The organism is Pseudomonas sp. LBUM1656, assembly GCF_059716065.1.
On record NZ_CP166800.1, the window covers coordinates 532,333 to 556,827 of the forward strand.

At 60.0% G+C, this 24,495-nt stretch carries 20 protein-coding genes and 1 riboswitch; of the genes, 12 read left to right on the forward strand and 8 right to left on the reverse strand.

What is annotated here, in order from left to right; genetic code table 11:
• Positions 1–31: 31 nt before the first annotated feature.
• From ACA072_RS02380 to ACA072_RS02390, 3 genes are read left to right on the forward strand one after another with little or no spacing between them, the layout of a single operon-like run.
• Positions 32–916: a DUF6625 family protein gene (locus tag ACA072_RS02380; protein ID WP_497622864.1), complete on the forward strand. Its 885-nt coding sequence runs from the start codon at positions 32–34 to the stop codon at positions 914–916.
• Positions 913–2,067 (forward strand): glycosyltransferase family 4 protein, encoded by a 1,155-nt coding sequence (locus ACA072_RS02385; protein ID WP_497622865.1) that lies wholly within the window; start codon positions 913–915, stop codon positions 2,065–2,067. The genes ACA072_RS02380 and ACA072_RS02385 overlap by 4 nt, the downstream gene beginning before the upstream one ends.
• Positions 2,064–2,948 (forward strand): glycosyltransferase, encoded by an 885-nt coding sequence (locus ACA072_RS02390; protein WP_497622866.1) that lies wholly within the window; start codon positions 2,064–2,066, stop codon positions 2,946–2,948. Before ACA072_RS02385 ends, ACA072_RS02390 begins: the two co-directional genes overlap by 4 nt.
• Positions 2,949–3,035: 87 nt before the next feature.
• Here ACA072_RS02390 and ACA072_RS02395 read toward each other — a convergent pair whose 3' ends face one another.
• Positions 3,036–4,253: an acyltransferase family protein gene (locus tag ACA072_RS02395; RefSeq protein WP_497622867.1), complete on the reverse strand. Its 1,218-nt coding sequence runs from the start codon at positions 4,251–4,253 to the stop codon at positions 3,036–3,038.
• Positions 4,253–6,115: an O-antigen ligase family protein gene (locus tag ACA072_RS02400; protein ID WP_497622869.1), complete on the reverse strand. Its 1,863-nt coding sequence runs from the start codon at positions 6,113–6,115 to the stop codon at positions 4,253–4,255. The genes ACA072_RS02395 and ACA072_RS02400 overlap by 1 nt, the downstream gene beginning before the upstream one ends.
• A gap of 156 nt (positions 6,116–6,271) precedes the next feature.
• Between ACA072_RS02400 and msbA the strand changes: the two genes are divergently transcribed.
• On the forward strand, positions 6,272–8,074 hold the full coding sequence (gene msbA / locus ACA072_RS02405; RefSeq protein WP_497622871.1) for a lipid A export permease/ATP-binding protein MsbA: 1,803 nt from the start codon (positions 6,272–6,274) through the stop codon (positions 8,072–8,074).
• A gap of 173 nt (positions 8,075–8,247) precedes the next feature.
• On the forward strand, positions 8,248–9,672 hold the full coding sequence (hldE, locus tag ACA072_RS02410; RefSeq protein WP_131058771.1) for a bifunctional D-glycero-beta-D-manno-heptose-7-phosphate kinase/D-glycero-beta-D-manno-heptose 1-phosphate adenylyltransferase HldE: 1,425 nt from the start codon (positions 8,248–8,250) through the stop codon (positions 9,670–9,672).
• A gap of 101 nt (positions 9,673–9,773) precedes the next feature.
• Here hldE and ACA072_RS02415 read toward each other — a convergent pair whose 3' ends face one another.
• The 4 genes from ACA072_RS02415 to ACA072_RS02430 all read right to left on the reverse strand — a co-directional run bounded on the left by ACA072_RS02415 (position 9,774) and on the right by ACA072_RS02430 (position 13,283).
• Positions 9,774–10,742 carry a metal ABC transporter ATPase gene (locus ACA072_RS02415; RefSeq protein WP_497622873.1) on the reverse strand — a complete coding sequence of 323 codons (969 nt, stop codon included), beginning with the start codon at positions 10,740–10,742 and terminating at the stop codon, positions 9,774–9,776.
• A 32-nt stretch (positions 10,743–10,774) separates the two neighbouring features.
• Entirely contained in the window at positions 10,775–11,587 is an 813-nt protein-coding gene (locus ACA072_RS02420; RefSeq protein WP_497622875.1) for an aldo/keto reductase, read from the reverse strand.
• The gene (locus tag ACA072_RS02425; RefSeq protein WP_497622877.1) at positions 11,584–12,759 is read right to left on the reverse strand and encodes an NAD(P)/FAD-dependent oxidoreductase; all 1,176 of its coding nucleotides are present in this window, start codon (positions 12,757–12,759) and stop codon (positions 11,584–11,586) included. The genes ACA072_RS02420 and ACA072_RS02425 overlap by 4 nt, the downstream gene beginning before the upstream one ends.
• Before the next feature lie 191 nt (positions 12,760–12,950).
• Positions 12,951–13,283 (reverse strand): DMT family transporter, encoded by a 333-nt coding sequence (locus ACA072_RS02430; protein ID WP_008027887.1) that lies wholly within the window; start codon positions 13,281–13,283, stop codon positions 12,951–12,953.
• A 103-nt stretch (positions 13,284–13,386) separates the two neighbouring features.
• Between ACA072_RS02430 and ACA072_RS02435 the strand changes: the two genes are divergently transcribed.
• Both ACA072_RS02435 and waaA read left to right on the forward strand, forming a co-directional pair.
• Positions 13,387–14,307, forward strand: coding sequence for a LysR family transcriptional regulator (locus ACA072_RS02435; protein WP_497622878.1), 921 nt, complete (start codon positions 13,387–13,389; stop codon positions 14,305–14,307).
• The gene (gene waaA, locus ACA072_RS02440) at positions 14,300–15,577 is read left to right on the forward strand and encodes a lipid IV(A) 3-deoxy-D-manno-octulosonic acid transferase (RefSeq protein WP_497622879.1); all 1,278 of its coding nucleotides are present in this window, start codon (positions 14,300–14,302) and stop codon (positions 15,575–15,577) included. Before ACA072_RS02435 ends, waaA begins: the two co-directional genes overlap by 8 nt.
• Positions 15,578–15,696: 119 nt before the next feature.
• Here the strand turns inward: waaA and ACA072_RS02445 are convergent, their stop codons facing one another.
• Complete coding sequence (locus ACA072_RS02445; protein ID WP_497622881.1) at positions 15,697–17,136, reverse strand: TolC family outer membrane protein; 1,440 nt, start codon at positions 17,134–17,136, stop codon at positions 15,697–15,699.
• A 191-nt stretch (positions 17,137–17,327) separates the two neighbouring features.
• Positions 17,328–17,433: riboswitch (TPP riboswitch) on the forward strand.
• 163 nt (positions 17,434–17,596) lie between these two features.
• On the opposite strand from ACA072_RS02445, the gene thiC reads away from it, so the two are divergent.
• Together thiC and cytX are read left to right on the forward strand one after the other, a co-directional pair.
• Positions 17,597–19,486, forward strand: a complete 1,890-nt coding sequence (gene thiC, locus ACA072_RS02450) for a phosphomethylpyrimidine synthase ThiC (protein ID WP_416740561.1) — start codon at positions 17,597–17,599, stop codon at positions 19,484–19,486.
• A 151-nt stretch (positions 19,487–19,637) separates the two neighbouring features.
• Positions 19,638–20,930, forward strand: a complete 1,293-nt coding sequence (gene cytX, locus ACA072_RS02455) for a putative hydroxymethylpyrimidine transporter CytX (RefSeq protein WP_497622884.1) — start codon at positions 19,638–19,640, stop codon at positions 20,928–20,930.
• Here the strand turns inward: cytX and ACA072_RS02460 are convergent.
• Positions 20,899–21,645, reverse strand: coding sequence for an RsiV family protein (locus ACA072_RS02460; RefSeq protein ID WP_497622886.1), 747 nt, complete (start codon positions 21,643–21,645; stop codon positions 20,899–20,901). The genes cytX and ACA072_RS02460 overlap by 32 nt on opposite strands.
• A gap of 228 nt (positions 21,646–21,873) precedes the next feature.
• Between ACA072_RS02460 and ACA072_RS02465 the strand changes: the two genes are divergently transcribed.
• From ACA072_RS02465 to cpdA, 3 genes are all read left to right on the forward strand, one after another.
• On the forward strand, positions 21,874–22,491 hold the full coding sequence (locus ACA072_RS02465) for an NUDIX domain-containing protein (RefSeq protein ID WP_497622888.1): 618 nt from the start codon (positions 21,874–21,876) through the stop codon (positions 22,489–22,491).
• Positions 22,482–22,934, forward strand: a complete 453-nt coding sequence (locus ACA072_RS02470) for a DUF1249 domain-containing protein (RefSeq protein ID WP_008153350.1) — start codon at positions 22,482–22,484, stop codon at positions 22,932–22,934. Before ACA072_RS02465 ends, ACA072_RS02470 begins: the two co-directional genes overlap by 10 nt.
• A gap of 98 nt (positions 22,935–23,032) precedes the next feature.
• Entirely contained in the window at positions 23,033–23,848 is an 816-nt protein-coding gene (gene cpdA, locus ACA072_RS02475; RefSeq protein ID WP_497622889.1) for a 3',5'-cyclic-AMP phosphodiesterase, read from the forward strand.
• Positions 23,849–24,495 lie beyond the last annotated feature (647 nt).

Sequence of the window (24,495 nt, forward strand, 5' to 3'; positions counted from 1 at the left end):
CCGCGTCTTTAGCTTCAGCAGTGATACTTCTGTGATCGACCCATGCCCGCGTATTGTTTTTCTGATTCCGTATTTCGGCCAATGGCCGTTCTGGATGCCGTTTTTCCTGGAGAGTTGTCGTCGTAATGCCGATATCGACTGGTTGCTGTTCAGCGACTGCGGCACGCCCGAGAATCTTCCGCCCAATGTCACGGTCGAGTGCATGACGTTCCGTGATTACTGCGCACTGGTGTCGCAACGGCTGGATATCGACTTTGCTCCGGATGCGGCTTACAAGCTCTGCGACATCAAGCCGGCGTTGGGGCATATTCATGCCGACCGGCTGCAAGGCTATGATTTCTGGGGGTTCGGCGATATTGATCTGGTGTATGGTGACCTGCGAAGTTACTTCACCCCCGATCGCCTGGCCGGTTTTGACCTGTTCTCGACTCACGAGCGACGGGTAGCAGGGCATCTCTGCCTGATGCGCAATAACGCCCGCAAGCGTGAGTTGTTCATGCAGATCAAGGACTGGCGAAAGCGTTTTACTGATCAGGCGCACCACGCGCTGGACGAGGGCGCATTCAGTCGGATCTTCCTCTGGCGCAAGAATTTTCCCGAGCCTTTGTTCACCTTGGTGGGCAAGCTCAATCCGTGGCGTCGGCGCAGCGAGTTCACCGAGGCGTTCAGCACGCCGGGTGGCTGCATCAAGTGGCACGACGGCACGGATGATTTTCCGCATCACTGGTATTGGCGCAATGGCTGTTTGAGTAATGATCGCGATGGCGATCGCCGGTTTCCGTACTTCCACTTCGTGTGCTGGAAACGCAACGAGTGGTCACGGTTGCCTCCACCCGATCCAGCCGAGGTCAGGCGTATTGCCGCCGAACCGGCCTGGGACATCGATGCGACAGGTTTTCACCGAGGAGAGTTATGAGTCAACGGTCAAAGGTTCTGCAATTGCAGCCTGACTACAACGTCAAAGCCCATGATTTTGCCGACCTCGCGGAGCAAATCGTCAAGGCGCTGCCGAGTGATCGCTATGAAGTCACGGCGGCGTTCCTGCGTGGCAAGCCAGGGCCAGGCGAAGCTGTGAGCCGAGCCGACCGTTCGGTGTATTTCGAGTTTTCCGACAAGTCCCTCAAGGGCATGCGCCTGCGGGCGATGTGGACGTTGTACAAGTTTTGTCGTGCGGAAAAGTTCGACGTGGTGATTTGTAACCGCTTCAAACCGGTGAACATGATGCTGACGCTCAACCGTTGGTTGAAAGTCCCGCTGTGCATCGGCATTTCCCACGGTTTTGGTGAATACGACCGGTTTTACCGGCGCCGCCAGACCCAGCGGCTGATTGATCGTCACTGGCGCTTCGTCGGCGTGTCGCCGGCGGTCAAGCAGTACCTGCTGGACTGTGACTGCGGTTTCACCGACCAGAATACCTACGCCATTACCAACGCCATCGACATCGAACAGGCCGAAGGCTTGCAGCACAGCCGCGAGCGTGCCCGCGAGTTGTTGGGCATCGATCCGTCGGTGCGCTTGATCGGGGCGCTGGGTCGCCTGGTGCCGATCAAGGGCCACACCTATCTGTTGCAGGCGTTTGCCGCCCTCAAGGACAAATACCCGAACACTCAATTGGCGATCATCGGTGCCGGTCGCGAAGAGTCGCGCCTGAAAGCCGAGATCGAAAGCCTGGGCCTGACCGGTCGTGCGCACCTGCTGGGCTTCAAGGAAATCGCCTTGCAGTACATTCGCGCGTTCGACGTCTGGACCATGCCGTCCCTGGCTGAGGGCCTGGGTCTGGCGCTGCTCGAGGGCATGAGCGGGCACCTGCCGGTGATCGCCTCCAATGTGCCGGCCATGCTGCCGCTGATCGAAGGCGCGGGCGGTCTGGCGATAACACCCAAGGACGTGCCGAGCCTGGTTGCGGCGCTGGATAATTATCTCGGGCTGTCGGATGACGAGCTCAAGGCCAAGGGCGAACAGTCCTACCGTTATCTCCAGCAAGAACATGACATCGAGGTGTTCCGCCAGGAGTACCTGAACTTGATCGAATCCGGCCTGGATCAGGCCCGCAAGGAACAACCATGAGCGACGCGCAACCTCTCGTAACCGTCATCATCGCGTCGTATAACCACGCTCGCTACATCGAGGAAAGCATTCTCAGCGTTCTCAACCAGACCTATAAGAGCATCGAGCTTCTGGTGATCGATGACGGCTCCAAGGATGACAGCGTCGAGCGCATCAAGGTGTTGCAGGCGCAGCACGGTTTCGATTTCCGGGTCCAGCAGAATCAGGGTCTGACCAACACGCTCAATGGTGCTATCGCACGTTCCAGCGGTAGCCTGATTGTGCCGTTCGGTTCCGACGACATCATGCTGCCGGAGCGCATTGCGACTCAGGTGGCGTACATGGACGGCAAGCCCGAGGTCGGTATTTGCGCCGGCAACATCGAGCTGATCGACGCCGACGGCAATCTGTATCCGGAGAAGCGTCAGCGTCGTGATGTGCCGTTCCGTCGCCTGGACTTCGATGACATGTTCCTGGAGCGCAAACCTTATCCGCCCGCGCCAACCCTGATGATTCGCCGGGAAGCGCTGGACAAGGTGGGTGGGTTCGATCCGAACATCCGACTGGAAGACCTGCTGATCGAGCTGAAGGTGACCCGTGCCGGTTACTTCATCGATGGCCTGAATGTGCTGATGGCGCGTTATCGCAAGCACGCCACCAACTCTTACAAGAACCACCGCTTCATGATCGACAATATCCTGCGCTCCTACGCGCTGTTCAGCGATCATCCGCAGTACGACGAGGTGCGTTACAAGTTCCTCAGTTCGATGTTCCTCAAGACCGCCAACCGTGATCGCAAACTGGCCCGCGAGCTGCTGGCGCAGATCCCGCTCAAGGCCTGGAACAAGAAAACCTGGCGTGGTCTGGGGCGACTGTACTTCTCGCCACTGGAAAAAGACTAAGGTCGAATGCGATCCCTGTAGCAGCTGACGCAGCCTGCGTCCGGCTGCTACACAGGATTCGTCTTCAGAAAGGGTGCGTTGAAAGCTTCAGCGAGCGATCTTTTCTGCCAGGCCCTTGTCGACCTTTTTGCCCTGGCGCAGCCACTGCAAGACTTTCTTGCCGGCCGCCATGCCTGGCCTCTCTACGTACAGGAACGTCAAACTGCTGATGACGATCAGCAGGCAAGTGCACACGGCCAGCAGCGACAGGTAGGTCCAGGTGTCACGAGCGTCCAGCTGCAGCACCCGCGGCAGGCGTTGCACCATCACCCAAAGCACGAACCCGTGGAGCAAATAGGTGCTGTAGCTGATCTCCCCAAGCCAGCGGATGCTGCGCGGCTTGAGGGCGCCGAACAGGGTGTTTCCCGAGGCCACGATCACAAAAAACAAGGAAAGCAGCAGCAGCGGCGCCAGTTTGAACGCGCGGTTGAATGCCGTAAATGCTATCGCCAGCGCCAGCAACGCGATAATCCCCGCCAGTCGCGTCTGCCCCCAAACCACCAGTTGTGGCCGGCGTACCCAGTACGCCGCACCAATGCCGCCCAGGAAACTCGCCAGAAAGTGCTTCTTCAGTGAGTGCTCCCAACCGACCAACTGGTACAGCGCGTAAATGCCGATCAGGCACAGCACCACTTGCAGCCAGCTGCCGCGATAGATGAAGACCATGCCGGCCAATGGCAATGCCAGGTAGAAAAACACCTCGTAGCCCAACGTCCAGGTGACGTTGGAGATCAGCATGCCGGTTTGGTGGTACTGGTTGACGTCCGGTCGGTCGAAGGTCAGCCAGGCCAGGATCTGCCCGACCAGGCGGATGCCGGGCTCCTTGAGTTCCCAGTTCTGCAAATAGAACACCGTGACAAACACAATGAGCATCAACGGCAAGTACAACGGATAGAGGCGGAAAACCCGGGAAACGGCGAAGGCCAGCCAGTCGTGTTGACGTCCCTGGGTGAGCAACCGGTTCCAGAACAGAAAACCGGTGATCATGAAAAACAGCGCAACGCTGCCTTGTCCGAGCTGCGAGTAGAAGTTGCTCGGCGGAAATTCGATAACGCCGGTGCGCAGGAAGATCCAGGTAATGATCGAATGGTGCACGAACACACCAAACGCCAGATAGCCGCGTAGCCCATCAATGCTGGCATAGCGGCTTTCGCCGGAATGCTCCAGGTGGCGGGCAATTTTCGGAACGGCGCGCAGCATCAGGGCGGCGGTCACGATGGCCAGCAGGTAGGCTGCCAGCGCAATGAACGGGTTGGTTTCAGTCATCAATGAGCCCGGGCCGGGGAACTCCCGGACAGCACTTGCCTTTGCAAGTTATCGACAGCAGATTTGGACGCCATCAGGGCGTATCCCTGTAGCAGCGCTTCGAAATGTTCTTCGAACAACCAGCGCTTATCCACCGTGTAACGCTGCATATGGCGCAGATTACGCTGACGCAGTGACAGGCTCAGCGACGAAGGATAGAGGCGCATGTCGGCCACATCGATCAGGCCGAACTCGCCATCCTCCAGCACCAGCACGTTACCCAGATGCAGCGAGCGGAAATAGACGCCTTGCTCATGCAGTTGAGCCATGAACTTGCCGAAACGCTCCACCAGTGCCTGACGCACCGCTGGCGCGGTAATGCCTTGCAGGACCTGACGCAGCGTGTTGCCCGGCAGCGGGGAATAGTGCACGGCGCTGCTGCCGTCCGCGAGACGGTACAGATCAAGGATCTGCGGCGTTGGAATACCCAGGTTGCGCAGTTGAATGCTGTTGGTGGCGAAACGCTCGGAATATGGATTGAAACTGCCCGAGGTGTACCAGCGACGGCGACGGAACAGCTTGAGGAAGCTGCCATCGACCAGGCGCAGCACTTTGGGGCCCAGGCCATCCTCTTCAATCACCTGCGCATTGGCAGTCATCGTGTGCATGACGGTCGATTTCAGTGGCTTGACCGGCATCGCCAATAAACGTTTGGCACGCTGGTTGATACTCAGTGCGGCGATCAGCGCCAGCGGAATCCACAGCAGGAACCAGTGTTCTTTCGGTCGGGAAATGATCCCGCCACCTTCGGTCAAACCCGCGCCGATGCCAAATATCAACCAGGTTGAGGCAATGATGAACAGCGGTTGCACGCGATTGCGCCAGCTGCTCAATAATCCCCACGCCTGGAAAAACAACCACGGCAACAAACCGAAAATACCGACGTAATAGAGCACGCCCAAGGCAAAACTATGCGGTTCCTGCAAAGAGTAGCCAATGCCGGGGTCGAGAGTCAGATCGGCGTTGTAGCCATGACCGATCCATGGGTGGTCGGCAATTTTTTGCAGGACCAACTGCCAGATTTCGATGCGAAAGGAATCGCCGCGTTCGATGATCATGTGGGAAAACATTGCCGCCACGGCCGCACCGCTGACGATCAGAGCGCTCAGTAATACAACGGAGCGGCGGTTCCAGCAGATAAAGCCCAGCCAGAGCGCGGCCAGTGTCAGGGCGACCAGGGGGGTTCTGGAGCCGGTGGCGATCACGGCAGCGAACATGATGGCCATTGCAGGGATGCTCAGCCAGAGCATCTGCCGGCGCTTGCAGAGCATGCTCAGACTCAGCCAGTAAGCACAGAAAAAGCCGTACATGTGGGAGGCGAGCAGCGGGTTATCGAATGCACCTCCGCCAATCAGGCGCAAGCCTGGCTCGTAAATGCGGGCGAACATGAACAGGTTGTAGATCGTGCCGATCAGCCCGACCATCGCAGCGGTGAACAGCAAAGGCTGGACGATTTCGCTGCGATAACGCACCAGCAAGTAGCAGCCGGCGAACAGCAACAGCGTATGGAGCGGTGGTTTGAACTGGGCGGCGATGCGGTCGCTGCCAGGCCCCCAACACAAACTGATCAGCGCCCAGGCCGCGAACAGCAACGCAGCGATGAAGATGGGTTCGCGCAGTAACTCCTTGAATTCACGAGGTCGCAAACAAAGGGTGATCAGCGCTGGAATGCTGAACAGCCCATAAAAAAGCTTGTGGTGCAAACTTCGGCCCGGCAGGAAAAACAGCGCACAAAGGAGCAGGAAATAGCCGACCGGTAGAATCCAGAGGCAGATGAAATCGAAGACTCGATTGGACACGCTATTGAAACCGCTGAGTTGCATGCTGAGAGATTCAATCCTGAAGTTGATCGGCCATTTCGGGGTGATGGCTATTTGATGCTTAATCTGACGCGTAACAATAACAGCCTTTATGCGATTGCCAGAACCCTGAAGAAGCTGTGCTAAAGTCAGCGTCCTTTTTATCGACATTCGCGTGATATGACCGACTCCAGTCTCTCCGCAAGCCCTTCGAGCTTGAAAATCTACTTCCGCCTGCTCGGCTATGTCCGGCCGTATATCAGCCTGTTTCTGATCAGCATCGTCGGTTTTCTGATTTTCGCTTCGACGCAGCCAATGCTCGGCTACATCCTCAAGTACTTCGTCGACGGCCTGTCCAACCCTGAGGCGGTGCTGTTTCCAACCGTGCCTTACCTGCGTGACCTGCAGCTGCTGCAGGCGGTGCCGTTGCTGATCATCCTGATCGCCGCATGGCAGGGGTTGGGATCTTATCTGGGCAACTACTTCCTGGCTAAGGTTTCCCTTGGGCTGGTGCATGATTTGCGTGTGCAGCTGTTCAATAACCTGCTGGTTTTGCCCAATCGGTATTTCGACAAGCATAACTCGGGTCATCTGATTTCGCGTATCACCTTTAACGTGACGATGGTCACCGGGGCGGCCACAGATGCGATCAAGGTCGTAATCCGTGAAGGCATGACGGTGATCTTCCTGTTCGCCTCGCTGCTGTTCATGAACTGGAAGCTGACCCTGGTGATGGTTGCGATCCTGCCGTTGATCGCCGTGATGGTGCGCACCGCGAGCAAGAAATTCCGCAAGCAGAGCAAGAAGATTCAGGCGGCCATGGGTGACGTGACGCACGTGTCCTCGGAAACGATCCAGGGCTATCGCGTGGTGCGCAGCTTCGGCGGCGAAGTCTTCGAGCAGAAGCGATTCCTCGCGGCCAGCCAGGGCAACACCGACAAACAACTGCGCATGACCCGTACCGGCGCCATCTATACGCCGTTGCTGCAACTGGTGATCTACAGCGCCATGGCGGTGTTGATGTTCCTGGTGCTGTACCTGCGCGGCGATGCGTCGGCGGGTGACATGGTCGCCTACATCACCCTGGCCGGCCTGCTGCCCAAGCCGATCCGTCAATTGTCCGAAGTCAGCTCGACCATCCAGAAAGGCGTGGCCGGTGCCGAGAGCATCTTCGAGCAGCTGGACGTCGCGCCTGAAGTCGATACGGGCACCGTCGAGCGCGACGCCGTCAGTGGTCGTCTGGACGTACGCAACTTGAGCTTCACTTACCCCGATACCGATCGCCAGGTCCTCGACGACATCAGTTTCTCGGTCGAGCCGGGGCAAATGGTCGCGCTGGTCGGGCGTTCGGGCAGCGGCAAGTCGACGCTGGCCAACCTGATTCCGCGCTTCTATCACCACGACAAGGGCGAGATCCTGATCGATGGCGTTGAAGTGGAGCAGTACAAACTGCTGAACCTGCGCAAGCACATCGCTCAGGTAACCCAGCATGTGACCCTGTTCAGCGACACCGTGGCCAACAATATTGCCTACGGCGACCTGGCTGGCGCGCCCCGTGAAGACATCGAAAAAGCGGCGAGAGACGCTTATGCGATGGACTTCATCGAGCAGTTGCCCGAAGGCCTGGACACCCAGGTCGGCGAGAACGGCGTGTTGCTGTCCGGCGGTCAGCGCCAGCGCCTGGCGATTGCACGGGCCCTGTTGAAGAACGCCCCGTTGCTGATTCTCGACGAAGCCACCTCGGCCCTCGATACCGAGTCCGAGCGGCATATTCAGGCAGCGCTGGACCAGGTCATGAAAGGCCGGACCACCCTGGTGATCGCTCACCGCTTGTCGACCATCGAAAAAGCGGACCTGATTCTGGTCATGGACCAGGGCCGGATCGTCGAGCGCGGCACCCACGCTGAACTCCTGGCGCACAACGGCTACTACGCCCGACTGAACGCCATGGGGCTGGACGCCCCGGCGGAAGACATCGCCTGACCCTTGTTCACCGGGCGCGCAATGCGCCCGGTGATGTGTATCGCTTATCGGCATTTCTGCTCAAAAAACAACCAGTTTTCATTGCCGAAACATCCCTTTGCAGCCGTCGCGCAAGCCAGCGCCAACCCTGTGGTAATATCGCGCCCCTGTTCATTTTGTATGTGGGTTGCTCCATGAAGTTGTCCATGCCGCGATTCGATCAAGCCCCTGTCTTGGTGGTCGGCGATGTCATGCTCGACCGTTACTGGCATGGTGGTACCTCACGGATTTCCCCTGAGGCGCCGGTACCGGTAGTCAAGGTCGAGCAAATCGAGGACCGCCCGGGCGGTGCCGCCAACGTTGCGTTGAACATTGCCGCCCTCGGCGCACCAGCCTCGCTGGTCGGCGTGACGGGCGACGATGAAGCTGCCGACAGCCTGGCCAACAGCCTCAAGGGCGCTGGCGTACGGGCGTTGTTCCAGCGCATCGCGCACCAGCCGACCATCGTCAAGCTGCGTGTCATGAGCCGTCACCAGCAACTGCTGCGTATCGACTTCGAAGAACCTTTCGCCACCGACGCCCTGGCGCTTGGCGAGCAAGTCGACGAACTGCTCGAAGGCATCAAGGTCCTGGTGCTGTCCGACTACGGCAAAGGCGCGCTGAAAAACCATCAGGTGCTGATCCAGGCCGCCCGTGCTCGTGGCATTCCGGTGCTGGCCGATCCCAAGGGCAAGGATTTCTCGATCTACCGTGGCGCCAGCCTGATCACGCCGAACCTCAGTGAATTCGAAACCATCGTCGGCGGTTGCGCCGATGAGCACGAGCTGGTGAGCAAGGGCGCGCAGCTGATGCACGACCTCGACCTCGGCGCGTTGCTGGTGACCCGTGGCGAGCACGGCATGACCTTGCTGCGTCCGGATCATCCGGCGTTGCACCTGCCTGCCCGGGCCCGTGAAGTGTTCGACGTGACCGGTGCCGGTGACACGGTAATTTCCACGCTGGCGGCCGCGATTGCCGCGGGCGAAGAACTGCCTCACGCGGTGGCCCTGGCCAACCTGGCGGCGGGCATCGTGGTCGGCAAACTCGGTACGGCGGCGATCAGCGCCCCGGAACTGCGTCGTGCCATTCAGCGTGAAGAAGGTTCCGAGCGAGGTGTGCTGGGCCTTGAACAGTTGTTGCTGGCGGTCGACGATGCGCGTGCGCATAAAGAGAAGATCGTGTTCACCAACGGCTGTTTCGACATCCTGCACGCGGGCCACGTGACCTACCTCGAGCAGGCTCGTGCCCAAGGCGATCGTCTGATCGTTGCGGTCAACGACGATGCCTCGGTCAGTCGCCTGAAAGGGCCGGGTCGTCCGATCAACAGCGTCGACCGTCGCATGGCGGTCTTGGCCGGTCTGGGCGCCGTGGATTGGGTGATCAGCTTCCCTGAAGGCACCCCGGAAAACCTGCTGCGCGAGGTCAAGCCGGACGTGTTGGTCAAGGGCGGTGATTACGGGATCGACCAGGTGGTCGGCGCAGACATCGTCACCGCTTATGGCGGGACCGTGAAAGTGCTGGGGCTGGTGGCAAACAGCTCGACTACCGCGATTGTCGAGAAAATCCGCAAGTCCGAGTAATGCCATAAAAGATCGCAGCCTCGTTTCACTCGACAGCTCCTACAGGGAATCGCATTTCAATGTAGGAGCTGTCGAGTGAAACGAGGCTGCGATCTTTTGCTTTAAGAGCTGACTTTCTTGCGCGGCACAATCTTCTTCAACAGCAGCTTCGCCTTCCCACGCAACCGCGCCAGACCCGAATCCTTCCCTGGCGGACTCAACCCCTGCTGGCGCACCCAATCCTTCCATCGAATCCGCTCATCGCGCACCAGCCAGCCTTCCTGTTGGGCAAAGCTCTCTGCCAGATACAACCCGCGCGTACTCGCCGGGTACAGCTGATCCTTTTTCAAGGTATACAGCTCGGCCATCGGCTGGCCGTCCTGCAGCGGCATCAAATACAGATCGGGGCGCTTGCGATCGAGCCGGGCCACCAGCTGATCACCTTCCAGTCGTTCGTCGACATGAAACAAACTCAGGGATTTGGCTTCCTTGGGCACGTCCAGGCGCAAGTCATAGATCAATTGCAACGAGGCCGTCGGCAAGTGCACGTAAGCCCGTGGACGTTCGATCAACTGCATTTTGGCGCAACGCACCGGCCGCGCCGAGCCCGACAACGGCGTCAGGCGAAAGGGCAGCGCCTCGCGATAATGCAGCGCGGACGAGTAGGGCGCTGGCAGCCAGGTGTCATTGAAACGTCCGCCGAGCCAGCCTTCCGGCGTTTCCAGCAGGCACTCTTCGGCAATCTCCTGGATCGCCGTGTGCAGCGGCAGGTTCAGCTCATGGGCCGGCACGTAACCGGAGATCAGCTTGAGCACCACATCGCCACGGTCCTGCCGGCGCTGACGCACCAACACCCAGTAATCGCGATTTTGCCAATGCAGGGTCAGGCGTACCGAGACCCCTAGGTTGGCCAGTTCAAGGGCGAACCGCTCAGTGTCGGGCACCGTCACCGGACGGCGGCGTTGCAGGGTCTGGGAGAAATTGAGCGGCATCCCGACGCTCTGGTAACTCAGGCCTTCGGGAGTCGCTTCGACGTATAACGGCAGGGTCTTGAAGTTGCTCGGGTTCTTTCTTATGAGCGTACGCGGCATGTCGGCTCCTGCTTAAGGCCGCGTGGGCGGCATCAGTTTCTACGTAGGACCTGGGCAACGGTCGCGACGTTGTGGGCGAGGTGCAGCGGATTGATGGTCCCGACAATAGCACTGGCAACACCCGGGTGCTCAAACAACAACTCAAAGCTGGCGCGCACCGGGTCCACGCCCGGACTCAGGCAGACGTGACCGCTGGCGAGGGCTTTCTTGACCAGAATGGCTTTACCGTGAGCAGCAGCATAGTCAATGACTGGCTTCTCGCTCTGTTCGTTCAGATTGTAGGTGACCATGGCGCAATCACCTTGTTCCAGAGCCTTCAAACCCCCTTCGACAGTTTTCCCGGAAAAACCGAAGCCGCGAATCTTGCCTTCGGCCTTGAGCGCGGCGAGGGTCGCGTAGACCTCGCTGTCATTGAGGATCGCCAGATCGTTGCCGTCGGAGTGCACCAGCACCAGGTCGATAACATCCGTTTCCAGGCGTTGCAGGCTGCGCTCCACTGAACGGCGAGTGTGGGCGGCGCTGAAGTCGTGGCTCGACTGGCCGTCGGCAAATTCTTCGCCGACCTTGCTGACGATCACCCACGCCTGACGCTGCCCTCGCAGCAATGGGCCGAGGCGCTCTTCGCTACGGCCATAGGCCGGGGCGGTGTCGATCAGGTTGATGCCCATGTCGCGTGCGAGTTTGAGCAGCATGCGCGCTTCGTCATCGCCGGGAATCTGGAAGCCGTTGGGGTACTTCACGCCTTGGTCGCGGCCCAGTTTTACCGTGCCCAGGCCCAAGGGCGAAACCAACAGGCCAGTGCTGCCCAGGGGGCGATGCAGGTCGTGCAGGGTCTTTACGCTCATGGCAGCAGTTGCTCCCAGGCTGGTACGCAAATCGGTGGTTTTGGCAGCTCGGGCAACGGCGCCGGATGGCTTGGCTGGATGCCGTCGCGCTGCAAGGACGTGATGACTCGGTCGGCGAAGTCCGGCGCCAGCGCCAGTTTGGTTGGCCAGCCAACCAGCAGCCGGCCTTCTTCGGCAAGGAATGCATTGTCAGGACGAGTCAGCCCCGATTGCAGCGGTTCGGCGCGATCCACGCGCAAGGTCGCCCATTGCGCGGTGCTCAGGTCGATCCATGGCAGCAACTGGCCGAGCTCTTTCTGCGCGGTGGCGATCTGCTCGGCGGGTTCGCGGGCAACCCCTTCGGCTTCGGCGATGTCGCCGCCCATGTACCAGACCCATTGGCCATCGGCGGCCGGATGGGTCGTCACGGTCAGTCGCGGTTTGGTACCACCGCCCAGGCAGTGGGCGTACAGCGGTTTGAGGCTTGGGCCTTTGGCGATGATCATGTGCAACGGCCGTCGCTGCATGGCCGGCTGGCTCAGTCCCAGGGCTTCGAGCAGCGCTGCTGTGCCGGCACCGGCGCTGAGCACGATGCGCTGGGCGCGGATCTCGCGCTCGTCGACTTTCAGGCCCACCAGGACGCCACCTTCCAGCAAGGGCTCGATCTTCTGGCCGGCGAGCAGGCCATCACCGGCCAGATCGGCCAGGCGCTGAATCAGGCTCGGCACGTCGATCACCAATTCTGCCAATCGGTAAACCTTGCCCTTGAAGCGCTTGTCTTGCAGGGCCGGCGGCAGTTGGTCGCCCTTGACCTGATCGACACGGCCGCGCACCGCTTTGCTGGCGAAGAAACTGGTGAGGTTGCCGGCGAGGGTGCCGGGGGACCAGAGGTAATGCGCTTCGGACAACAGGCGCACGCCGGACAGATCCAGTTCGCCGTCGCCGGCCAAGGCTTCACGCCAGCGGCGCGGCATGTCGGCGATGGCTTCCGAGGCACCCGTCAGGGCGCCGTGCAACGCGTACTTGGCGCCGCCATGGATGATGCCCTGGGACTTCACACTCTGCCCGCCGCCGAGGCTGGCGCTTTCCACCAGCACGGTCGAAAAACCCTGGCGGCGCAGGCGCGCATTCAGCCAGAGGCCGGCGACACCAGCGCCGACAATCAGAACGTCGGTGGAAATAACGGATGGCATGCAGCGACCTCAGTGTTCAAGACGAGGGCGCAGTATACAGACTCATGCCGAGCGCTTTGTAGCAGCTGCCGAAGGCTGCGTTCGAGGACGAAGTCCTCGCCATCGATCTACCTGCGAGATCGCGTCGTCAGGTTTACGACTGCTTCGCAGCCGGACGCAGCCTTCGGCAGCTGCTACAAAAAAAGCGTGCTTCAGTGTCCGGCGGTTTTCGAGAACAACTGAATCACTACAACGCCCAAAACAATGAGCGCCATCCCCAACATCGCAGGCACGTCCAGTTTCTGCCCGTAGATAAACAGCGCCGCGACGCTGACCATCACGATCCCCATGCCGGCCCACACTGCGTAGGCCACGCCCACCGGTACGCTGCGCACCACCAGGGTCAGCATCCAGAAGGCAATCCCGTAACCGACAATCACCAGAATCAGCGGCAGCGGGGTGCTGAAGCCTTTGACGGCTTTCATCGAAACGGTCGCGATCACTTCGGCGCAGATGGCAATGGCCAGGTAGTAATAAGCGGTCATAGGTGCGTCCTCATGTGAAGTGTTGCTCTCTGAGATCGGCATTTTAGAGATTCTCCAGATGCGGTAAAGTCATTACCTATCTGTTCTGAAGATGGGTTGTCTCATGAACACGCAATGGAATCTGGAACAGCTGCGCTTGTTTGTCAGCGTAGCGGAGCAGCGTTCGTTTTCCGCTGTGGCGCGGGATCAGCGCAAGGCGCAGTCGGCGGTCAGCAGTTCGATTGCTCTTCTGGAAGAAGACCTCGGTGTCAGCCTGTTCGATCGCAGCAGCGGTCGTCAGCCGAAACTCACCGAGGCCGGCAATGCCTTGCTGGAGGAGGCGCGCGAAGTCTTGCGCCAGTGCGAACGCCTGAACGGTCGGGCGCTGGCGATGATGCGCGGACAGGAAGCGCGTCTGCGCGTGGCTCAGGATGAGGCGATGCCCTATCAGCCCATCATCGAAAGCTTCGAGGCTCTGGCGGAGAAATTCCCCAGCCTTGAAGTGCAGCTGACCAGCGCCGCTCAAGGTGATGTGGCGCGCAAACTGGTCGAGCGTCGGGCCGATCTGGGGCTGCTGTTTTATCACGACCAGATTCCCGAAGCACTTGAGCGTCGAGTGCTCGGCAGCGTCGAGATGGTCACCGTGTGCGGCGTCGGTCATCCGTTGGCGAAACAGACGCAGGTTGATTGTCAGCAACTGGCGCAGCATCGCCAGTTGCTGATGTCGACGCAGTCCAGCGTCTACCCCGGCAGCGAGCCGGCCAGCCCGCAGGTCTGGCGGGCCGACAGTTTCTACGTGATGGCTGAATGGCTGGTGCGCGGCCTCGGCTGGGCCTGGCTGCCGCGCCACGTGGTGCAATACCCTGCGTATCAGGATCTGATGATCGAACTGGACAGCGAATGGACCCCGCCGGCGCTGGTCGTGGAACTGGTCTGGCGTCGCGACGAGCCCCTAGGCCCGGCGGCTCGTTGGCTGGCGGAACGTTTTGCCGTGCATTTGCAGGCGATCGGCGAAAAAACCGATAAACTCCGCCGCCATGAATAGAACTCTCTACACCGCGCTGTTTTACCTGGGGCTGCCATTGGTAGCGATTCGGCTGTGGCTGCGTTCGCGCAAGGCGCCAGCGTATGCCAAGCGCATTGGCGAGCGCTTCTCCCTCGGTCTGCCGGCGATGAAGCCGGGCGGCATTTGGGTGCACGCGGTGTCCGTGGGCGAAAGCATTGCCGCGGCACCGATGATTCACGCCTTGCTGCAACGTTATCCACAGCTGCCGATTACCGTGACCTGCATGACCCCGACCGGTTCGGAGCGCATCCACGCACTGTTTGCCAACGAGCCGCGCATCCAGCACTGCTATCTGCCTTACGACTTGCCGTGCGCGGCGGCGAGGTTCCTTGATCGGGTCCAGCCGAAACTGGCGGTGATCATGGAGACCGAGCTCTGGCCGAACCACATCCATCAGTGCGCCAGGCGCGGGATTCCGGTGGCGTTGGCCAATGCGCGATTGTCCGAGCGTTCGGCCAAGGGCTACGGCCGCTTCAGCAAACTCACCGGGCCGATGCTCGCCGAGATGAGCCTGTTCGCGGTGCAGACCGAAGCCGAGGCGCAGCGCTTCCGTGACTTGGGTGCGCGTGCGGACACCGTGGAAGTGACCGGCTCGATCAAGTTTGACCTGACGATCGACCCTGCATTGCTTCAGCGCGCCACCGAATTGCGTGCGCAATGGCAGGCGCAGGAACGTCCGGTGTGGATCGCCGCGAGCACTCACGAAGGTGAAGACGAAGTGGTGCTGGCGGCCCATCGTCAGTTGCTCGCCAATCATCCCGATACGTTGTTGATTCTGGTGCCGCGTCATCCGGAGCGTTTCAACTCGGTGTATGAGTTGTGCCAGCAGCAGGGGGGCGCCACGGTGCGTCGTTCCTCCGGCGAGGCGGTCACGGCAAATACTTCGGTGCTGCTGGGCGACACCATGGGCGAGTTGCTGTTTCTTTACGCCCTGGCAGACAGCGCGTTTGTCGGTGGCAGTCTGGTGCCGAACGGCGGGCATAACCTGCTGGAACCGGCGGCGCTGGCCAAACCGGTGCTGAGCGGCCCGCACCTGTTCAACTTCCTCGAAATCGCCGCGCAATTGCGCAGCGCCGGGGCGTTGCAGGAAGTGGAGGATGCAGAAGGACTGGCGCTGGCGGTGCAGCGGCTATTCGAATTGCCGCGGGATGCGCAGCGGATGGCGGAGGCAGGGTTGAAAGTGATGCGCACCAATCAGGGCGCGTTGCAGCGGCTGCTGGATGGGTTGGGGCGGTTGATCGATCGTTAGATCGAGTCGTCTGCATTCGCGAGCAAGCCCGCTCCCACATTTGATCTCCTGTGAACACAAAACTTGTGCGCGACAGAGATCAAATGTGGGAGCGGGCTTGCTCGCGAAGCTTTTGCTTTTTATTGCGTAGGCTTGGCCTTCAGCTGTTCCGCCGCAGCCTTGGCCAGATCCGGTGGCAGGAAGTCCTTGTCCGGGTTGTAGTCAGGCTTGAGCCAGCGCGCCAGGTCCTGCAAATCCCCCGGGTTCAACGTGCCGGCGGCCTGCTTCAAACGCAGATTGTCGAGGATGTAGTCGTAGCGAGTGTTGTTGTAGTCGCGCACCGAGGTGTACAGCTGACGCTGCGCATCCAGCACGTCGACAATATTGCGCGTCCCCACCTGATAACCGATTTCGGTGGCTTCCACCGCGCTCTGGTTGGAGATGATCGACTGCTTGCGCGCCTGCACCTGCTCAACGTCGGTGTTCACCGCACGGTGCAGGTTGCGCGTGCTTTCCACGATTTGCCGGCGCAGGGATTCACGTTGCTGCTCGGACTGGTCCAGTTGTGCATACGATTGGCGCACCTGGGAGTTGATCAGGCCGCCACTGTAGATCGGGATGTTCAGTTGCAGCCCAACCGACGTCTGCTCGACGTTACCTTTGTACGGTTGGCCGAAAGCGTTAGGGTTGCTGAACCCCAGCGCATCGTTGTCACCTTTCTCGTACTTCGCCACGGCATCGATGGTCGGCGCATGGCCGGCCTTGCGTTGCTTGAGGGTTTCTTCGGCGGCGCTCACGGCGTAGTTGCTGGCCAGCAGATTGAGGTTCTGTCTGGCGGCCGTATCGACCCAAGCCTTGGCGTCGTTCGGTGCGGGCGGCAGGATCGGCAAAGTATGGGAAATGCCCCAGATCGAATTGTACTGACGGTTGGTCAGGGTGATCAGGGCTTCGAAAGCATCATCCACCTGGCGCTGCGCGACGATGCGATTGGCACGTGCGGTGTCGTAGCTGGCTTGCGATTGCAGCACATCGGTCTTGTCCGACAGGCCGACATCGAAGCGTTCGTTGGACTGGTCGAGTTGGCGCTTGAACGCCGCTTCTTCAGCCTTGGTCGAGGCCAGGGTGTCCTGAGAGCGCAACACGTTGAAATAGCTTTCAGCGGTTTGCAAAATCAGGTCCTGTTCGGTAGCCGAAAGTTGCAGTGCAGCCTGCTCGTTGACGTCTTTGGCGGCCTGGAACTGGAACCAGCGATCGGCACGGAACAAGGGTTGAGCCAACGTCGCTTGATAGGAATGAGCGTTACGGTTGGCGGTGGCCGATGGCTGATCGATTGCGGTGCGCACGTTGGCCAGTTCAGCGCCACCCGAGAGATTGGGCAGCAGACCGGCGCGGGCCTGGGGCACCACTTCTTTCTGGGCTCCGTATTGGGCGCGGGCGGCGGCCAGGTCGGCGTTGTTGTCCACCGCTTCCTGGTAGACGCTGACCAGATCGGTCTTGGTCGATAAGGGCGCTTCTGCTGCCCAGGCCATTCCATTGGACGCACAAGACACGGCAAGGGCCAGTGAGAGTTTGCGCAGCATGAGGCCATCCCTAAAAATTACGCTGATAATTTGAGCGCCAAGGCTACGGCGCGGCCCATACAGCGTCAAGGCGCAGCATGGCTTGGCGAGTGTAGTTGTGCGCAACGATGGCAACAATCCTGTAATTGCGCCATTCATCATGGTGTTTACCGCGGTGTTGGCGTTCTTTGGCAGTTGTGTCTAGACTGGCCGGGTTCTTGTCGGGGTGCCTTGCTATGAGGCTGAGATCGAATAATTTCGGATCCCGTTGAACCTGATCAGGTTAGCGCCTGCGTAGGGAACAAGATTTCTCGTCACCCGGCGAGTCCTCTTGTGCTTCGTCCGGGATGTTGTTCGACAATCGAACACCCCTCGTGCACTGAGCACAGCACTGCTGGTTTTCCCAGCGCCCGTGCGTCCATTCGATTACAGGTTCGCTCCGACAAAAATCCACTGCCTGGATGTGTTTGGAGAGCCCGTGATGACGATAAAACTAAAAAATACGACGAACCTGAGTGACTCGGCCCAAGTCGATCAACAGTCGGTTCAACCGTTTACCCGCTCGCAAAAAATCTATGTCCAGGGTTCCCGCCCGGACATCCTCGTGCCAATGCGCGAAATCAGCCTCGATGTGACCCCGACCGATTTCGGCGGCGAGATCAACGCGCCAGTTGTTGTCTACGACACCTCGGGCCCGTACACCGACCCCAACGTCATCATCGATGTACGCAAAGGCCTGGCCGATGTTCGTTCGCCGTGGATCGAATCCCGTGGCGACACCGAACGTCTGCCCGGCCTGAGTTCCAACTTCGGCCAGGAACGCCTCGCCGACGCCGAGCTGACCAAGTTGCGTTTCGCCCACGTGAACAACCCGCGCCGCGCCAAGGCCGGGGCCAACGTCAGCCAGATGCACTACGCCCGCAAAGGCATCATCACCGCCGAGATGGAATACGTCGCCATCCGCGAAAACATGAAGCTCGAAGTGGCTCGCGCTGCCGGGCTGCTGGACCAGCAACACGCCGGTCACAGCTTCGGCGCCAGCGTGCCGAAAATCATCACCCCCGAATTCGTCCGTGACGAGATTGCCCGCGGTCGCGCAATTATTCCGGCCAACATCAACCACACCGAACTGGAACCGATGATCATCGGCCGTAACTTCCTGGTGAAGATCAACGGCAACATCGGCAACAGCGCACTGGGTTCGTCCATCGAAGAAGAAGTGGCGAAACTGACCTGGGGCATTCGCTGGGGTTCGGACACGGTCATGGACTTGTCCACCGGCAAGCACATTCACGAAACCCGCGAGTGGATCATCCGTAACTCGCCGGTGCCGATCGGTACGGTGCCGATTTATCAGGCGCTGGAAAAAGTCGGCGGCGCGGCCGAAGACCTGACGTGGGAGCTGTTCCGCGACACGCTGATCGAGCAGGCCGAGCAGGGCGTCGATTACTTCACCATCCACGCCGGCGTGCTGCTGCGCTACGTGCCGCTGACCGCCAAGCGCGTCACCGGTATCGTTTCCCGTGGCGGTTCGATCATGGCCAAGTGGTGCCTGGCGCACCACAAAGAGAACTTCCTCTACACCCATTTCGAAGACATCTGCGAAATCATGAAGGCCTACGACGTCAGCTTCTCGCTGGGCGATGGCCTGCGTCCGGGCTCGATTGCCGACGCCAACGACGCGGCACAATTCGGTGAACTGGAAACCCTCGGCGAGCTGACCAAGATCGCGTGGAAGCATGACGTGCAGTGCATGATCGAAGGCCCGGGCCACGTGCCGATGCAGTTGATCAAAGAGAACATGGACAAGCAGCTGGAATGCTGTGACGAGGCGCCGTTCTACACCCTCGGCCCGCTGACCACGGACATCGCGCCGGGCTACGACCACATCACCTCGGGTATCGGTGCGGCGATGATCGGCTGGTTCGGGTGCGCCATGCTTTGCTACGTGACGCCGAAGGAACACTTGGGCCTACCGAACAAGGATGACGTGAAGACCGGGATCATCACCTACAAGATCGCCGCGCATGCCGCCGATCTGGCCAAGGGGCATCCGGGCGCGCAGATTCGCGACAATGCCTTGAGCAAGGCGCGTTTCGAATTCCGTTGGGAAGACCAGTTCAACCTGGGCCTTGATCCGGACACCGCCCGTTCGTATCACGATGAAACCCTGCCGAAGGATTCGGCCAAGGTCGCGCACTTCTGCTCCATGTGCGGGCCGAAATTCTGCTCGATGAAAATCACCCAGGAAGTTCGCGAATACGCGGCCAACCAGCGCATCGAAACCGTCGACGCCGAAGTCGCCCAGGGATTGGCGGAGCAGGCTGAGCGGTTCAAGCAGGAAGGCAGTCAGCTGTACAAGAAGGTTTGATCTGACCTGAAAGGGTGGGGCCTGCACAGGCCCCATCGCCAGCAGGCTGGCTCCCACACTGGATCTGTGGCGTTCACATGTCCCCTGTGGGAGCCAGCCTGCTGGCGATAGCGATCTACACAACAACAAATGTCCCTCTGAGATAACACCCTTGAGCATTCAACCCAGCACTTATTCCCCTGACATTGCGGTGCCGACCGACAAACGTGTCTTCGGCGGTCGCGATCTGTTTTCCCTGTGGTTCTCCCTCGGCATCGGCCTGATGGTGCTGCAGACCGGCGCATTGCTCGCGCCAGGTCTGGGCTTGTCCGGTTCGTTGCTGGCGATTTTCCTCGGCACGCTGGTCGGCGTTCTGCTGCTGGCCGCTGTCGGCGTGATCGGCAGCGACACCGGCCTGTCGTCGATGGCCGCGCTCAAACTCAGCCTCGGCAAACATGGCGCGAGCCTGCCTGCCGTGCTGAACCTGCTGCAGCTGATCGGTTGGGGCTCGTTCGAAATCATCGTCATGCGCGACGCGGCCAGCCTGCTCGGCGCGCGGGCGTTCAGCGAAGGCAGTCTGCTGTCGAATACGCTGCTCTGGACCGTGTTCTTCGGTGCTCTGGCGACCTTGCTGGCCGTCAGCGGTCCGCTGACATTCGTCCGTCAGATCCTGCGCAAATGGGGCATCTGGCTGCTGCTGGCCGCGTGCATCTGGCTGACCTGGAACCTGTTCGCCAAGGCCGATTTGGCCGCATTGTGGGCGCAGGCCGGTGACGGTTCGATGCCGTTTGCTGTGGGCTTCGACATTGCCATCGCCATGCCGCTGTCGTGGCTGCCGCTGATTGCCGACTACTCACGTTTCGGCAAGCGTGCAAAAAACGTCTTCGGCGGTACCGCCATTGGTTTCTTTATCGGTAACTTCTGGCTGATGAGCCTTGGCGTGGCGTACACCCTGGCGTTCGCGCCAAGCGGTGAAGTAAATGCCTTACTGTTGGCATTGGCCGGTGCAGGCCTGGGGATTCCATTGCTGCTGATTCTGCTGGACGAGTCGGAAAATGCCTTCGCCGACATTCACTCGGCGGCAGTTTCCAGCGGGATTCTGTTGCGCTTGAAAGTCGAGCATCTGGCCTTGGCGATTGGCGTGATCTGCACACTGATCGCGTGCCTGGCGCCCTTGGCCCAGTACCAGAACTTTCTGCTGTTGATCGGCTCGGTGTTTGCGCCGCTGTTCGGCGTGGTGCTGGTGGATCACTTCATCCTGCGCAAACGCAGTGCTCAGGTGGCGTCAGCCGCATTGCGCTGGCCGGCGCTGCTCGCCTGGTTGGGCGGTGTGAGCACTTATCACTTGCTGGCGAATCTGTATCCGGACATCGGCGCAACCCTGCCGGCGTTGATTGTGGCGGGGTTGCTCCAGCTAGTGCTGGGCCGGGCCTTCAGTTACGGCCGGGAAACAGCTCGGGCTTGATGATGCCGTTCAGGCGCGGGTAGGGGATCTTCAGTTCGACGTGGCCCAGCGCGTAAGGCGCGATGGTGCTGGTTTCGTACTTGAGGATCACCCCGCCGTAGGTCAGCGCCACGTTCTGGGTTTTCTGGAAATGCCATTCCTTCAGGAACTCCGGTTCCTGATCGAGCTTGGTGCTGATCAGCCAGCTGTTGTGCGCCACTTGCGCGGCTTTCCAGAACGCCTCTTCCTGTCCCGGCACCAACATGTCGGACAAGGTCAGCACTTTATGCTGCTGGCGCGAATAGTTGATGAAGCTGCGGCCCGGCGTGCCATGGGCGCCGCCGGTGTCCAGGTAGCTGGAAAATTCGACGATCACCAAGCCGTCATGCTGCTCACGTACCTTGGCTTGCAGGTAGCTGCTGCTGCGTGGGCCGGCGGTGCGCAAAAACTCATCGCGATAGGCCGCCAGCGTCGGTGCCGCAGGGGCGTCGGGCGAGGTACGGGTCATTTGCAGCAGGCGTTTTTCGATAATACCGTCCAGCTGAGGCTCGTCCGGGAAGCGCAGCGTATCGATATTCACCAGTGGGCATTCAGGTGTCGTGCAACCCGGTTTCAGTGTTTCGGTAGCATCGCGGGTGGTTTCCAGCGGTGCCCGGTAGTTGGGTTGGAACAAGCTCTGGCAGGCACCCAGGGTCAGGGCGATTGCGGCCACGGAGGCGATTTTAAAAAGCGACATGGGCGTCCTTCATAAAACAGGGAAAGGCAAAAAGTTATCCGCTTCGACTCTCAACGAAGCAGTCAGTTCGCCACTAAGCTAATTAGAGTTGGTTTCGCCCTCACCGTCTATCTCGCTGACGGAAAGGGGCTGCATCAAACGGCGCGAGCGCGTTAGGATGGCGCGAAGTCGAGGTTGCAAGTAACAAATAGGAACCTCGTCACGGATTTGCAGTAAACGAGGATTGTCATGACTGATTTTGCCAACGCCATTCCGACCGCCGTTGATATCGTTCGGCGCGAAAAGTGCTACGAGGGCTTCTACAAGCTCGATCGTGTGCACTTGCGCCACGAGTTGTTTGCCGGTGGCATGAGTCGCGAGATCAATCGTGAAGTGTTTGTTCGCCATGACGCGGTGTGCGTGCTGCCGTACGATCCGCAGCGCGATGAAGTGGTGCTGATCGAGCAGTTTCGCGTCGGCGCCATGGGCAAGACCGAGAACCCGTGGTTGATCGAGCTGGTCGCCGGTCTGATCGACAAGGATGAAGTACCGGAAGAAGTTGCTCACCGCGAAGCGCAGGAGGAAGCTGGGCTTGTGTTCGGGGCGCTCTGGCCGATGACCAAATACTTTCCATCGCCGGGCGGCAGCAACGAATTTGTGCATTTGTACCTGGGGCGTTGCGACAGCACCGGAGTTGGCGGCCTGCATGGGCTGGAGGAAGAAGCAGAAGATATCCGCGTCACGGTCTGGGCGTTCGAAGATGCGCTGCAGGCCGTACGCGACGGACGAATTGCCAACGCGGCCAGCATCATTGCCTTGCAATGGTTAGCTTTGAACCGCGCTGAAGTGAGGGGGCTATGGTCGTAAACAAGTTGCGCGATCGCTATCGGGTGGACCTCGTGGGTTTGCAAGCCTCCTGCGAGGCTAACTACGCGCGCCTGATGCGACTGTTGCCGGACATGCGCAACGAACCGGAGGCGCGGCGCATTGCCGTGACCCACGGCGACCAGATGCTCGGCGTACTGGCCCTCGAAGTGCTGCAGGTCTGTCCGTACACCACGACTCTGCAAGTGCGCCAGGAACATAGCCTGCCGTGGTTGCCGGTGCCGCAACTGGAAGTGCAGGTTTATCACGACGCATGCATGGCCGAAGTGGTCAGCGCCGAACATGCGCGACGCTTTCGCGGCATCTATCCTTACCCGAATGCCTCGATGCATCAGCCGGACGAAAAAGCCCAGTTGAATATGTTCCTGGGTGAATGGCTGAGCCATTGTCTGGCCTGCGGACATGAGTACGCCGTCGTTCGATAGATGTGAACTGCGTCAGGTTCACAGGTTTCCTCTTTTGATCGTCCCCCAGCATAATTGCGGCACTTATCCGATCCCGTGATTCAGCCTGGGAGAACGCCTTGCCGAGCGTATCCACTTTGACCACCGCCGATTCGGCGTTGCTGGTGCAACTGTCCGACAGTCATCTGTTTGCCGAAGCGGACGGGACGTTGCTGGGCATGAATACCCGGGACAGCCTGCAAAAGGTCATTGAGCTGGTGCGCCTTCAGCAGCCGCAGATTGATCTGATCGTTGCCAGCGGTGATTTGTCTCAGGACGGGACGCTGGAGTCGTATCAGCTGTTTCGCGACCTGACCCGGCAGCTTGATGCGCCGGCGCGCTGGATTCCCGGTAATCACGATGAACCGCGGATCATGGCCGAGGCGGCTGTGCAAAGTGCGTTGCTGGAGCCGGTGGTGGATGTTGGTAACTGGCGGGTCACTTTGCTGGATTCGGCGGTGCCGGGGTCGGTGCCGGGTTTTTTGCAGGATGAGCAGTTGCAGTTGCTCGTGCGTTCCCTGAGTGAGGCGCCTGAGCGGCATCATTTGGTGTGTTTTCACCATCATCCGGTGTCGATTGGGTGTGCGTGGATGGAGCCGATCGGGTTGCGTAATCCTGAGGCGTTGTTTGCGGTGCTGGATCGTTTTCCGCAGGTGCGTGCGGTGTTGTGGGGGCATGTGCATCAGGAGATTGATCGGGATCGCAATGGGGTGCGGTTGATTGCTTCGCCTTCGACTTGTATTCAGTTTGAGCCGGGGAGTGATGATTTCAAGGTTGGGGAGCAGGCGCCCGGTTACCGTTGGCTGCGCTTGTTACCGGATGGCCTGATTGAAACTGGCGTTGAGCGGGTGACCGGGTTCGACTTCCAGGTTGATTACGGTTCCAACGGTTATTGACGGTTGTGAACTTGGCGGCCTGTGGGCCGACCATGTTGTGGTTGATCGGGTACATATCCATTCCTGCGGTAACGGCCACTTAGGGTTTCGCCCTTACGGCGAGTCCCTTTTGGCAAACGCCCCAAAAGGAACCAAAAGGTCTCGCCCCAAGCGTCCGGCCCCTCGCCTAGGCTCGGCGTACCTTCGCTCCGGTATCCATCCGGGGGCACTGCCCTCCGGTTGGCTTCGCTGCACCTACATGCAGCGTGTTCGACTGCGTCGAACGGCGCTACGCGCCACTCCCCGGATGAACACCTCCACTCAGCCTCCCGAAGGGGCGGGTGGATCAAGATCAAAAGCAGGCGAGCTAACGCTCGGCCTATTGAGTGGTGAGAAGCGAGTGCACGCCTAATCCTTGTGGGAGCTGGCTTGCCTGCGATGGCGGCCTGACAGCCGACCAATTTCTTGCAGAGGTACACCAACCCCCCTGTGGGAGCTGGCCTGCCTGCGATGGCGGCCTGACAGCCGACCAGCATCTTGCTGATGTACCCAATTCCACTGTGGGAGCTGGCCTGCCAGCGATGGCGGCCTGACAGCCGACCAATATCTTGCTGATGTACTTAATTCCACTGTGGGAGCTGGCCTGCCAGCGATGGCGGCCTGACAGC